Source organism: Sediminibacterium sp., assembly GCF_051860225.1.
GTDB lineage: Bacteria > Bacteroidota > Bacteroidia > Chitinophagales > Chitinophagaceae > Sediminibacterium.
In genome coordinates this window covers 104,762-118,184 of the sequence record NZ_JBHYEI010000003.1, presented here as the reverse complement: position 1 = coordinate 118,184, position 13,423 = coordinate 104,762, and the positions used below count along the sequence as shown (strand labels likewise).

At 35.1% G+C, this 13,423-nt stretch carries 8 protein-coding genes and 1 other RNA gene; 3 read left to right on the top strand and 6 right to left on the bottom strand.

What is annotated here, in order from left to right:
* Positions 1 to 13: 13 nt before the first annotated feature.
* Positions 14 to 3,223 carry a glycoside hydrolase family 2 TIM barrel-domain containing protein gene (locus ACTIEI_RS10985; protein WP_439506340.1) on the bottom strand — a complete coding sequence of 1,070 codons (3,210 nt, stop codon included), beginning with the start codon at positions 3,221 to 3,223 and terminating at the stop codon, positions 14 to 16.
* A gap of 367 nt (positions 3,224 to 3,590) precedes the next feature.
* On the opposite strand from ACTIEI_RS10985, the gene ACTIEI_RS10980 reads away from it, so the two are divergent.
* The 3 genes from ACTIEI_RS10980 to ACTIEI_RS10970 all read left to right on the top strand — a co-directional run bounded on the left by ACTIEI_RS10980 (position 3,591) and on the right by ACTIEI_RS10970 (position 7,231).
* A complete protein-coding gene (locus tag ACTIEI_RS10980) occupies positions 3,591 to 4,958 on the top strand; it encodes an ammonium transporter (protein WP_439506339.1) in 1,368 nt (455 codons plus the stop codon).
* Between the two features lie 79 nt (positions 4,959 to 5,037).
* Positions 5,038 to 6,057 (top strand): outer membrane beta-barrel protein, encoded by a 1,020-nt coding sequence (locus ACTIEI_RS10975; protein ID WP_439506338.1) that lies wholly within the window; start codon positions 5,038 to 5,040, stop codon positions 6,055 to 6,057.
* A 154-nt stretch (positions 6,058 to 6,211) separates the two neighbouring features.
* Entirely contained in the window at positions 6,212 to 7,231 is a 1,020-nt protein-coding gene (locus tag ACTIEI_RS10970) for a DUF6268 family outer membrane beta-barrel protein (protein WP_439506337.1), read from the top strand.
* A 15-nt stretch (positions 7,232 to 7,246) separates the two neighbouring features.
* Here ACTIEI_RS10970 and ACTIEI_RS10965 read toward each other — a convergent pair whose 3' ends face one another.
* The 5 genes from ACTIEI_RS10965 to ACTIEI_RS10945 all read right to left on the bottom strand — a co-directional run bounded on the left by ACTIEI_RS10965 (position 7,247) and on the right by ACTIEI_RS10945 (position 13,405).
* The gene (locus ACTIEI_RS10965; RefSeq protein ID WP_439506336.1) at positions 7,247 to 7,645 is read right to left on the bottom strand and encodes a DUF2147 domain-containing protein; all 399 of its coding nucleotides are present in this window, start codon (positions 7,643 to 7,645) and stop codon (positions 7,247 to 7,249) included.
* Positions 7,646 to 7,874: 229 nt separating this feature from the next.
* Entirely contained in the window at positions 7,875 to 10,346 is a 2,472-nt protein-coding gene (locus ACTIEI_RS10960) for a hypothetical protein (RefSeq protein WP_439506335.1), read from the bottom strand.
* A gap of 115 nt (positions 10,347 to 10,461) precedes the next feature.
* Positions 10,462 to 10,833, bottom strand: a transfer-messenger RNA (tmRNA) gene (gene ssrA / locus ACTIEI_RS10955).
* A gap of 6 nt (positions 10,834 to 10,839) precedes the next feature.
* A complete protein-coding gene (gene rseP / locus ACTIEI_RS10950) occupies positions 10,840 to 12,189 on the bottom strand; it encodes an RIP metalloprotease RseP (protein ID WP_439506334.1) in 1,350 nt (449 codons plus the stop codon).
* A 31-nt stretch (positions 12,190 to 12,220) separates the two neighbouring features.
* Positions 12,221 to 13,405: a 1-deoxy-D-xylulose-5-phosphate reductoisomerase gene (locus ACTIEI_RS10945; protein ID WP_439506333.1), complete on the bottom strand. Its 1,185-nt coding sequence runs from the start codon at positions 13,403 to 13,405 to the stop codon at positions 12,221 to 12,223.
* Positions 13,406 to 13,423: the final 18 nt, after the last annotated feature.

Here is a 13,423-nt window from a genome sequence, read left to right as displayed (position 1 = left end):
ATTTCCAATCATATTAGTCAAACTTTATCCAATAACTGTATGCATAGTTTTTAAATGGTACCCGATATTTCTCTAAAGGCCATGCGCCCCAACTATCCATACCTTGTAACCCAGTTTGATTTAAATCTATGTGCAGGTAAATTTCTGGCCGCTTAACTAGCTCGCCACTATGGAACTGCTTTTTGTTTATTGTTGGATCTAAATCATTTAAGTGATATGGCAACGCAGCAAAACTTAACAAATGATCATTATAAATAAACTTGATACTCCTACCCTTCGAATTACTAAGACTCACCCATCTTACTTCAGTGTGATTACCGCTTTCCTGTGGTCTTGCATAAGGATAATATTGCTCATCAATAGTTTGCGTGTATTGTCCAATAAATGTATTGGTTTTTCTATCCCAATAGTTTTCTCCAGGACCTCTTCCATACCAATTAATATTAGAAAAATTACCCGCTACAGTAAGATCGTTTCCTGCTCTTAATAAGAGTGGATATTTACCTTTAATCGCTTCAAATTCATTTTCTATTTTAAGCGATCCATCACTGTAAATGGAATATACTTGTAAATGTTTAGCATCGCCATTCAGTAAGGTTTTGGTGAAACTGATCTTTATTAGTCCTTTATCAATGGGTTCAACCGTATAAGTCATGGCTTTAGAACTATCATAAGCATTGCGCCACATACGTAATGTCTTATTAAACCCAGCTCCAATATCATTGTCGGTAGGGGCTCTCCAAAAAGAAGGTATAGGACCCGATTGTATAATCTGATCTCCTTTTTTAATATAACTTGATAAAACTCCTTTTTCAATATCAAATTGAATTGAAAAAGAATGTCCATTAACTTGAACATACTTGTTCAATTTGCTGAATGATAAGCCTTTCTTAGTTGCTGGAGGTTGATTATTTGCTTGCAATTCATTTAATAAAAACTGTTCAGCCGAAATAATATAGTCTTTACTTAAAAAAGGCTCTTCATTCTTTAATGCGTAGTATATAGTTAACTGATACTCCTTATCTGGTTTTCGCTTAAAATGAGTGGCAATGATAAATGTATTTTCTTGTTGAGGGGCTAAATCAATTGTTTCAATTTTTCCCTGCTCTTTAATGATTCCATTTTCTTGTAAAGCCCAATGCAAATAAATATTCTCCAATTTTTTAAAGAAGAAACCATTCTTTATAGCGACGGTATTATTTCCCTGCCAAGTTGTTTTAATATTTTGATAAACCTGCTTTACTTCTAAGGCCATTGGAGTTAAGTTTCGATAAGCATCTACAACCCCTTTTACGCAAAAATTATTATCGCTTAAGTTTTCATCTACTGGTCCTTCCAAGGGAAAGTCACCACCATAAGCTTTTATCCTTTTCCCATTTTTAATAGTGTCAATACTTTGGTCTATCCATTCCCAAATAAATCCACCTTGTAGCTTAGGATTATTTTCGATGATATTCCAATAGTCTTTAAAATTACCCAGACTATTCCCCATTATATGCGCATACTCACTTTGAATATGGGGTAATTTTGCATTAGATTTTGCGTACTTTAACATATCCATTGGTGAAATGTATTGAGGACAAAATATCTCAGAGAATGGCGTATTATTGGGCTTACCGTAATCAATATCTCTTTCATACTGTATAGGCAATTCAGTTTGCATTCTAAGCCATTCATAAGCGGCATAAAAATTACTACCATCTCCCGCCTCATTACCCAAAGACCAAGTAACAATAGCTGTGTGATTTTTATCTCGCTCAAACATTCGCTGTATCCGCTGCATATGGGCTTCTTTCCAAAGCATTTTATTTCCCAGCGTTACACTTAAATCATATCCTAAACCATGGCTTTCAATATTGGCCTCATCAACTACATACAATCCATAAATATCACAAAGTTCCATCCAATAAGGATCGGGCGGATAATGGGAATGCCTTACTGCATTTATATTGAGCTTTTTCATCATTTCCATGTCTTTTAACATGTCTTCCTTACTTAAAACATGTCCATTTCTAGGGTGATGTTCATGCCTATTCACTCCCTTTAAAAAAACGCGTTTCCCATTAACCAAGAAATCGGCTCCTACAATTTCAATTTTTTTAAACCCAACTCGTTGCGGAATAATCTCCAAAATTTCCCCTTCTTTATTTTTTAAAATAAGGTACAAACTATACAGGTAAGGCGTTTCAGCTGTCCAGGACTTCACTTTTGCAATAATTGATTTAAAAGACACAGTCGATTTATAATTTCCAAGCACAGTTGCAAATCCCTTTGTTTGATCTTGAAAAACCATTACCCCAGAAGCATCTTTCATCTGCACTTCCACTTGGAAACTGTCTTTTTTACTTAAGTACCCTTTTTCTGATTTGTAACTATCTACTTCAACTGTAATATCTAATTCGCCATTTTCATATTGGCGATCTAACCCTGCATTGATTTTAAAATCTCTGATATTTAATTTATTGGTCGCAAATAAGTATACGTCTCTTTCAATACCCGAGAAGCGAAACATATCTTGACATTCTAAATAACTTGCATCGCTCCATCTAAATACTTGAAAGGCAATCAGATTCTCTCCTTCCTTTAAATAACTAGTAATATCAAACTCTGCAGCGAGTTTACTGTCTTCGCTATAACCAACCTTTTTACCGTTTACCCAAACGAATAAGCAACTTTTTGCATTACCAACATGTAAAAAAACCTGCTTTCCTTTAAATCCTTTTGGCAAAAAAATTTTTTTTCGATAAGATCCCACTGGATTATTGTTTGCCGGAATATCAAATGGAGGATTCATTTTATTATAACGAAGATTATGTCCAGCAAAATCATACGGCTGATTAACATAAATCGGCAATCCATAACCATTCACTTCCCAACTTGCAGGAATTTTAAACAGCCCCCATTGATTATCATCAAAATCATTCTCATAAAAACGATTAGGACGCTTATTAGGGTCTTGCACCCAATGAAATTTCCATTCGCCATTTAATGAAAAAAAATTAGCAGACTTCTCTTTGTCAAAACTGTTCGCACTTGCCCAATTTTCAAATGCAAAAGCATCGGCGCGCATTGGCATACGATTAAAAGATACCGTTTCTGGATTTTCTAATTCAGGAGGCAACTGAGCAACACCATTATTAGCGAATAAACCTACAGTCAAGATTGATACAACCCATTTAAAGGAATTAACAGGCCATTCAATTTTAATTATCACGTTAAACATAGACATTTCATTAACTGGTTCAATTTAAAGATTGTTTTGGAGGATATATTGGTAAGTTTTGAAGAAATTTAACATATTAAATAAATATACATTTATCAAAAAGCATCAAAAAATAGAAATTACTAATTAAGAAAAGATTAAAATAACATATTATAAAAAATTTAATTCAACTATACGCAACGAGGTTATTTTCTATTTCTATATTGAAAACCATATACTTAATGAAATAAAATTTATAATATCTGTCTAAAAAAGGAAAATAAAATCACATTAATATAATTTACATATTTATGTTTTGTAGGTTTTTATAAATTATTTAACTATTTTGAAGCTAGAAAAAAACATTATAAATAAAAGTTATTTAATTATGTATCAGAAAAAACTCAACTTTTACAACGTAACACCATTTTTAGTCTTACTTATTGTGGCGATTATGGCCATTTTTGCACCACCCGAATTGAGCTTCGAAGACAAAGAAGGCGTTTATAATGGAGCAGATATTGCTTGGATTTTAGTTGCAACTGCTTTAGTGTTTTTAATGACGCCAGGTTTAGCTTTTTTTTATGGTGGAATGGTGCACAGAAAAAATGTGATTTCAACCATGATCAAGAGCGTGGTTGCTACTGGAGTAGTAACCATCATTTGGGTTACAGTAGGATATAGCCTTTGTTTTGGAGAATCAATCGGCGGTTTTATTGGTAATCCAACTACTTATTTATTTATGAAGGGCATCAATAGCGGTGCTCCATGGAGTTTAGCCCCAACAATTCCGCTAGGCTTATTTGCCTTATTCCAGTTAATGTTTGCCATCATCACACCCGGGCTGGTTGTGGGAGCAGTTGCAGAAAGAGTAAAATTCACTTCATATATTTTATTTATTGCTTTATTTAGTCTTTTAGTTTATGCGCCAATTGCCCATTGGACTTGGCATCCAGAAGGATTCTTGTTTAAAATGGGGGCATTAGATTTTGCGGGTGGAACAGTAGTACATATATCAGCTGGCTGTGCTGCTCTTGCTGGCGCATTGGTATTAAAAAGAAGAAAAGCACATTTAGAACAAAGAGAAATACCCCCTGCAAATATTCCTTATGTACTTATCGGAACTGGATTACTTTGGTTTGGATGGTTTGGATTTAACGCTGGCTCTGCTTTAGGCGCAAATGCATTGGCGGTTTCAGCATTTGCTACCACAAATACTGCTGCAGCAGCTGCTGGACTATCCTGGATGTTTTTTGATGTGATGAGAGGAAAAAAGCCCTCTGTTTTAGGCTTCTGTATTGGTGCAGTTGTTGGACTAGTTGCCATTACACCTGCTGCAGGTTTCGTAGCAGTTCCTCAGAGCATATTTATTGGTTTTATAGCAGCCATCATTTCTAATTTGGCTGTTTATTATAAGTCTAAATCCTCCTTAGACGACACATTGGATGTATTTCCTTGTCATGGTGTTGGCGGAATGGTCGGGATGATTATGACTGGAGTATTTGCAACCAAATCAGTGAATGGTGCAGGTGCGGAAGGGTTGCTTTATGGAAACGCCAGCTTCTTTTTTACCCAGATTAAAGCACTATTTATAGTAGTAACATTCAGCTTTACTGTATCGCTAGGAATATTCAAATTAATCAGTATCATGTTGCCTTTACGAGTAAGTTCAGAAGAAGAAGAACTTGGATTAGATGCAACACAACACAACGAAAAATATTTACAAGGAACCTTATTGGTTTCAGAAAATGCTTAAAAAAAACAAGGTACAGTCTTAATAGAATTCTCTGACCAGAATTCAAGACTGTACCCATTATTAACTAAAAGTCAATACAATGTTAAAGAAAATTCTACTTTCTTGCGCATCTTTCTGCGCAGTGCTGAACAGCTATGCTCAAACCTCAAATCCAACTAAGTCTACAACCACTATTTCGGGATATATAGATGGATATTACAGAGCACTTACCAAGGATGGAAATGGAACGCACAACAATTTTACCAGTTTTACCAATTCGAGTAACTCTTTTAACCTTGGCATGGCAAGTATTAAAATTGATCAGACTTATGGGAAATTCTCTTCAACTATAGATCTTGGAGTTGGAAAAAGAGTAGAGGAATTTTCATATAATGACAAAGACTTACTGACCAATATCAAGCAAATAACTTTATCATACGCTGCATCAAAGCGAATCAAATTAACTGCCGGTAAATTTTTAACTCATATTGGCTATGAGCTGTTAGATGCCACTGCCAATAGAAATTACAGTATGTCATATGGCTTTTCATATGGTCCATTTTTCCATACTGGAATTAAAGCAGATATATCATTAGGTGGAAAGTCTGCGCTGATGATTGGGGTAGTTGATCCAACAGATTATTCCACCATTAACAGTTCGCCCAAATATATAATTGCTCAGTTTAGTACAGCATCTAAAAATGAAAAGCTAAAAGCATTTTTCAACTTTTTACATGGAGATATAACTTCACAATATAATATTGTTCTAACAGCTTCTATATCAAAAAAACTAAGCTTAGCTTTTGATGGAAGTTTGAATAGCCAAAAAAATGCTGCAGGCAATAGTAATTGGCATTCAGAAGCTTTCTATTTGAATTATGATTTCTCTGATAAGATTGGATTAACGATTAGAGAAGATTTTTTTAGTGATAGAAAAAATAATCCAATTGGAATAGGAAACTTAAACGCAACAACTATTTCAGGAAAAATCAAATTCAATAAACTTACATTAATCCCAGAACTAAGACTAGACAATAGTAATACCGCTTTATTCAATTCAAAAACAGGGATGGCAACTAGCGCATCGAGCATGTTAATTGCAGCTGTTTACACATTTTAAAATATGATTCATCACCCTGAAGAATGCTTATCTCAGGGTGATGAATTGATAAATTTTAACTTTTTTGAGGCAAATCTGAAGCATATATAGCCATAGGGTTTAAACAACATGCAATAAGCAAATTATATTTGTGGTTAAAATATGACCATTGCATATGCGAAAAATATTCCTCCCGATTGTCTTATTGCTTACCATAGGTGTAAATGCACAAGAAGATTCTTCAGAAGTTATTGACTATAGTAAATTTGGAGATGCAGAAGGGGTAAAAAGATACACTACCCAAAAAGTCTTGAACCAAGTTCCACAAAGAATACTAAGTATTGGATATGAATATCATGGGGGATTTGCACTGCCAGGTGTTCCGCTAGGCGCATTATTACCGGCATTCCAAGACTTTCAAGTTAAACAGGTATCCGCTATTCGGGCACAAGCTAATATTCCTGTTATTTCTACAAACAAAATTATTTGGCAATTGGGAGCAAATTACTGGTCGAGTAAATATTCAATTGAAAATTCTGGCAGTAATGAATTTACAAGTAGATTAAATAATCGCTCAATGACTTCTGCTGGATTAAACACAACTATTTTTAAGCCGTTGAACGAGAAAAACTTTTTGATATTTCAAGCGAGTGCAGACTTCAATGGAGTTTTTAACCAATTTAGTGAACTTAACGGGAAAGCTTTCACTATTAGCGGTACCGCCATTTACGGTTGGAAAAAATCTGAAAAAAACATGATTGGTGTAGGTCTTTCAAGAACTTATCGCGCTGGACAAATTTTACATGTGCCTGTGTTACTTTGGAACAAAACATTTAATGACCGTTGGGGTATGGAATTATTACTGCCAGCCCGTGGTCATTTAAGATATAACTTTTCAACCTCAAATATTTTACAGTTAGGATTTGAATTGGAAGGAAATCAATTTATGATGAATTTACCCAACAGCCCTAATAACACTGTATTTATTCAACGTGGAGAATTAAAACCAAGGATTATCTGGGATAAAAAAATCAGTGGATTTATCTGGCTAAGTGCACAAGCGGGATTAAGATATAATTGGCGCTTCGATGTAATGAATGAATACAATGGTAAAACTGATATTCAAAGATATTTCACTAGTAATTTAGGCAACCCATTATACTTTAATATTAGTTTGAACTTTGTTTCTCCATAACCAGTAATCCTAGGATTACTTAGCTACTTGCTTAGTCCAAGTATCTGTTCTACCAATAAGGGAAACACCAATATACCCTCTTACCTCGAGGGTATTCGCGTTTAGCATTTTAATCGTGCAGGAATAGGTATTACCATTTTTGGGATCGTAGATATTACCCTCTTCCCATACATTTTTATCTTTGTAAGTAAAGCCCCAAATATTTACTAACCCTAAAATAGGTCTTGTACGGGATGCTTCATCTGAATGATTTTTATCCACTTTTGGTTTCCCAGTTTCAGGATCATTGGGTTCTTTTAACCAAACAATTTTACCTTGAAATTTGTCCCCATTTTTATAAATTTTTACCATTGCATTACCATCCCCAGTTTTCCATACTCCCACTATTGCATTTGATTCTTCTTGAAAAGTCATAAAAGAACTGCTTATAAGAAATAAAGTCAAACAGCTTAAACTTACAAAAATGAAATTTTTAAAAATTGATTGATTATTACGCATGGTATTATGATGATTATTGTTATATATTAATTCAAAATTAAAAAACTCAACGTCCCAAAAGAAAACAGTAAATAAATTTAACACCTATTACAACCATAAAGAATAAATAGTCACAGAATAGTGAATCAGGCTCAATTCTATTTGGCTAATTAGCAGATACTATACTTTCATATCGAATCAATTTACCCTCTTTATTAAATCCTTCAGCAATAACTCTATAACGAGTAGTAATATCATTGTTATTGAACTGGAATTTAAACGCCCCTACTTCTTTGTCTAATTGAATAGAAGGATTCCAGTAGAGTGTTTTACGAATATCCTTATTGGGCTTTTTCCTATCATCATCATAAACTAAGCTAGTTTCCCAATTGGTAGGTCTTGAATATCCCTCTAATTTAACACGCCGCAAATTGGCAAAATCATAATTCCTTGGCTCATCTCCTTTTTTTGTATAAACCACTATTGCTCCGCCTGAACCACCTAAATAAGCACCATAAAATGGGGGACGAAACACTTTTACAAAAGCCACATCTGCCATTGGAATATTATTCAACACTCTGGTATCTTGCAATTGAACTTCGTTTAAAAAAACAGCGGTATTATCCCCTCTCCAAGTAATAGTGGGTGTACCAAACTCATCTAACCGAACTTGCAATCCTGCAACCCTTCCTTGTAAATAAGCAAATACGGAAGGCATCATCATTGCACTATTATCTCCTGCAATATCGAACTTGATTCCATCAGAAGTGAACATGCCAGTGGCATATTTTTCATCCATTATTTCAATTCTAGACTTAACACGTGTAGTTACTACAACATCTTCAAGGGTTTTTGTAGCTACCAATGAATCTAAGAAACGTTTTTCAGCGGCATATTTTTGTTGAATTAGTAATAAAGAATCATTTGAAAGTGCTACTCGTAATGTAGGTACACTTAACATACGACTAGGATTAGCGACCAACAAATTCGTTTGCATATGTACCTTGTTCTCATTAGTGATAACAATTTTATTCGGTTGTAGATATACCGAAATACTATCATAATAAAAGACATCTTCTTGTTTAAAACTTCCGTCATTTTCTAATTCCAAAGACATCATTTGTTTTTCCTCGTCGCTAGTACTCAAAATAAGATTCATGGTACCTGCTTTTTTGGTTCTACGTTCACCCAGATTGGTAATCTGTCCGCTGATTGTTATAAAAGAATTTTCTTTTTTTGCATTTATTGGAATTAGCTTACCAGCAATCGCATCTTTAATATTGGGATACCATATATCTTGTGCTTGTAACCATTGGTCTATCGCACGAAAATTTTGTTGCTGGGCCCATTGAACTGCAAGATTAACTTGAGATGGAAAGGATTGAAAAATATCTGTTCCCATCAACTGATATATACTATTAATTGGATGAACTTTATCAAAATCGGCATCTGTAACAGAAAGTGATAAACTAGTTAATAAACTATCGTCTGTAAGAATCGTAAAAACATTGCTGCCTTTTTTTTCAAAACTCAAAGTGTCCATTTTTAAAGAAAGAGTTGCAGTTTTGGGTTCATCTAAAAAGAATACTCTTTGCCCTAAAATATTTTTATCCTCATCAAACCAAATCAATCGATGAAATCCAGAAGGAAAACTGTCGGTACGAATTCGTCCTTTTAACCTTAATTTTTGTTGCAGAGACACACTTGTTTCTAATAATAGTTCGTCCTTGTGCATTATTGCAATTATCAGCTTTTGATTTGAAAGACTAGCGCCTGTAGTCCTTTGAACAATAAATGAATGATCTACAGGATCAAATCTTAAGGAAACGCCATTTTCAACTACTTTCGGAAGTGCTTGCTGTGCCCAAGTACCATTGGGCATTTCTGCTTGGATATAATAGTTATCAGTAGCTGTAGGTGTAATTTCAACTTGCCCCCATCCATAAGGTGCAGTTGAAACTAAACTGACTACCTGCCCATTTGCATCAACTATTCTACAGTTCATTGCCAATGGCAAATCATTACCATTACGAGTTCTAATTGTCAAAATGGAAGGAATCCCTTGTATCCATATTCCTCCTTCCGGCTCAGCCTTTATTTGTAATCCAGTAGGACTATCATCAGGAGTTAAAACCGCTTGGTTAGATTGTAATACTCTAAAAGCATTCACTAAAAAAGGAGTTGGATTTTGTTCTTGCATCCAAGCAGTATACAATTTCATGTAGACCCATTGACCAGTATATTTTTTGGGAATTTGAAAATCTCCTGCAGCTAAACCCATGATAGAAGGAAGAATTTGACGAGAGAGATATTTACCATCTTGATCATACCATTCTGCGTAAATATTTTTTGTAAAATGGCTAGGTCCATCTTTGCTCATCAAGTAAACTTTATAAAAAATTTTGTCGCCCGAAGCATACTGAAACTGATTAGAATGCACATATGCTTTTTCGGGTTGAAAGCTTGAAAGATAATTTTGGAGCGGATCTTTTAATAATGGTTGACCTATTGCATTTGCACCAGAAAATAAAAAAAGAGTAGTAAAAAAAAAGGCGTGTATTTTCAGCTTGAACATAAAATCAACTTTGGGTTTCATTTTCAATCGCAATATAGTTTTATTTAATATGGCAAATTTCATACCCAATATTTTTATAATAAGTATAACAAAATATACTGAGTGGGGTGTCATCAAAAAAAACTTGGCCCAGATTTTATCTGAGCCAAGCGTTAAAGTGGAGGGTAAGATCCCTACTTGGTGGAGCCGACCGGACTCGAACCGGTGTCCAAACATCGTGACCATTAGCTTTCTACATGCTTATTTCTTTATTAGTTGTCGGCAATGCACCGGAAAAGAACAAACCAATACATTACTTAGCTGGATAATCTTAAGCAATAGGCACAGCATACTATTGCAGCATCTCCTTTTGTTTTGAGTCGGCGGCGGCACCTGGAAAGAAGCGAACCTGTGCGGCGGCCCAAATGGTTACTTAATCACTGATTAAGCAGCCATGGCATACTGAGTATTGCCAGTTAATGGTTGAATATTCAGATTAAAGTGCTAATTATCCAACGCACTGCATGCTTACACCAACCGTAACCTATGCTGTCAAAACCAAAACGGCCCCATAAGTCTATTTAAATAATCTCCAAAAGTCTAACCCCAAAGCGTATGCCATTAATCCCATCAAGAGGATCATTCCTGCCATTTGGGCATATTCCATGAATTTATCGCCAGGTTTTCTTCCAGAAACCATTTCATACAAAGTAAATAAAGCATGTCCTCCATCTAAAGCCGGGATTGGCAGAATATTCATAAAAGCCAATACGATAGAAAAAATACCTGTAAGTGTCCAGAAACGTTCCCAATCCCAAACCCCAGGGAAAGTATTTCCAATACTAATGACACTACCCAAAGAATCGCTCGCATTTACTTTGCCAGTAAATAACTGTTTCAATCCTGTTACATAACGATCAAGCGTTTCCCAACAACGGGTAAATCCTATTGGCACAGAAGCCATCAAATCATATTGAATATGTTCGGTACCTAATATTGCTAATGGACTTACTTGAAAAAATCCAATTGCTCCTTTATCATTAACCAAGGCTTTAATTTGAACGGTGTCTTTACCCCTGATAGCAGTCAATTGTGCTACCGTATTTGCAGCAGCTTTTTTTAGCTGATCGAACTCATGGTAATAAGTAAAAGATTGGCCATTCATTGCAATTAATGTATCCCCTTTTTTTAATTCTCCAGCATTAAAAACAGCAGATTTACTAACAGAATCTACAATCACAGGATATTGAGGAATCAACATCCCACTAAATTTTTTCTGCTCTACAATTTTTTGCATGAAACTTTCAGGAACCTTAATTTCAATTGATTGTCCATCTCTGATGACGGTCAACTTTTTTGCCTCTGTTAAAACTAATTCAGATTCTATTGTTCCAAAGTTGACAATAGGTTTGCCATCCATTGCTACAACATTGTCACCATCTTTTAAACCGATAGATTTACCCAATGAATCTACATGAACACCATATTTGAGATTCTTAACAGGCAATTGCTCATCGCCCCAATACCAGGTAATCCCAATGAAAATTACAATAGCTAGAATCACATTGACTACTACCCCACCAACCATGATAATCAATCTTTGCCAAGCTGGCTTAGACCTGAATTCCCAAGGTTCAGCAGGTTTTTTCATTTGCTCTTTGTCCATGCTCTCATCTATCATCCCAGCTATTTTTACATAGCCCCCAAATGGAATCCATCCTAAACCGTATTCAGTATCGCCTTTTTTCTTTTTAAATAAACTAAACCAAGGATCAAAGAATAAATAAAATTTATCTACCCTACAACCAAACCATTTTGCAGGCAAAAAATGTCCTAGTTCGTGCAATACAACTAATATGGAGAATGATAAAATAAATTGGCCAGCTTTTACTCCAACACTTGCCCAATCAATAGCTAATAACATCATATAAAACCCCTTCTTTTATGCTCAATTAATATTACATATGTAACAGCGAAGCGGCAAAGTTACGTGCCTCTGCGTCGCTATCAAAATAGTCCTGTAAAGTTGGTTTCTGTATGAACTTAATTTTATTCATGGTTTGCTCAACCACTTCGTTGATATCCAGAAACCCAATTCGATTTTTTAGAAATGCAAAAACAGCCATTTCATTGGCAGCGTTCATTACACAAGCTGTATTTCCCCCATCATACAAAGCTTTGATTGCAAGTCCAAGATTTCTGAATGTTTTAATATCAGGCTCTTCAAACGTTAAAGTACCAGGCTTTTTAAAATCGTACCGAGGAAAATCATTGGGAATTCTTTGTGGAAATGCCAATGCATATTGAATAGGCAATTTCATATCAGGCAATCCCATTTGGGCCTTAATACTTCCATCTTCAAATTGAACCATACTATGTATAATGCTTTGAGGATGAATAACCACTTGAATTTGGTGAGCTTCTAAATTAAATAACCATTTTGCTTCAATCATCTCAAGCCCTTTATTCATAAGGGTTGCAGAGTCTATGGTAATCTTCGCACCCATTGTCCAATTGGGATGTTGCAAAGCATGATCACGTTTTACATTAACCAAAAAATTGGGCTTTTTTCCTAAAAAGGGTCCCCCACTTGCAGTCAAAATAATCTTTTCAATTTTATTTCTACCCTCCCCTACCAAACATTGAAAAATAGCAGAATGCTCACTATCTACCGGTATAACTGCAACACGCTTTTCGGCTGCTTTTTGCATCACTAAATCGCCTGCCACCACTAATGTTTCCTTATTAGCCAATGCGATAGGTTTACCCAATTCAATTGCATTTAAAGTAGGTTTTAATCCAGCATAACCAACAATGGCGGCCAACATCATATCATAGCAATCTATAGAAGCAGCTTCGGCCAAAGCATCTTCGCCAGCAAATACCTTTATATTAGTATTAGCAAGAGCAGCTTTAACAGTTTGATATTTTTTTTCATCTCCAATAACCACAATATTTGGGTTAAAGAGAATCGCTTGTTTAATTAACAATTCATCGTTGCTTTGTGCAGTTAAGATTTCTGCACTGAACAATTCAGGATTGGCTTTAATTACGTCGAGCGCTTGTGTTCCAATAGATCCAGTGGAACCGAATATGGCAATACGTTTTTGATTCATAGGTGATTTATCCTTTAACGTGGGCATAGTTACACAAAATACACC

Coding starts and splice junctions, on each gene's coding strand:
- ACTIEI_RS10985 (WP_439506340.1), bottom strand. CDS start 3,223: ATGTTTAACGTGATAATTAAAATTGAATGGCCTGTTAATTCCTTTAAA.
- ACTIEI_RS10980 (WP_439506339.1), top strand. CDS start 3,591: ATGTATCAGAAAAAACTCAACTTTTACAACGTAACACCATTTTTAGTC.
- ACTIEI_RS10975 (WP_439506338.1), top strand. CDS start 5,038: ATGTTAAAGAAAATTCTACTTTCTTGCGCATCTTTCTGCGCAGTGCTG.
- ACTIEI_RS10970 (WP_439506337.1), top strand. CDS start 6,212: ATGCGAAAAATATTCCTCCCGATTGTCTTATTGCTTACCATAGGTGTA.
- ACTIEI_RS10965 (WP_439506336.1), bottom strand. CDS start 7,645: ATGACTTTTCAAGAAGAATCAAATGCAATAGTGGGAGTATGGAAAACT.
- ACTIEI_RS10960 (WP_439506335.1), bottom strand. CDS start 10,346: ATGAAATTTGCCATATTAAATAAAACTATATTGCGATTGAAAATGAAA.
- rseP (WP_439506334.1), bottom strand. CDS start 12,189: ATGATGTTATTAGCTATTGATTGGGCAAGTGTTGGAGTAAAAGCTGGC.
- ACTIEI_RS10945 (WP_439506333.1), bottom strand. CDS start 13,405: ATGCCCACGTTAAAGGATAAATCACCTATGAATCAAAAACGTATTGCC.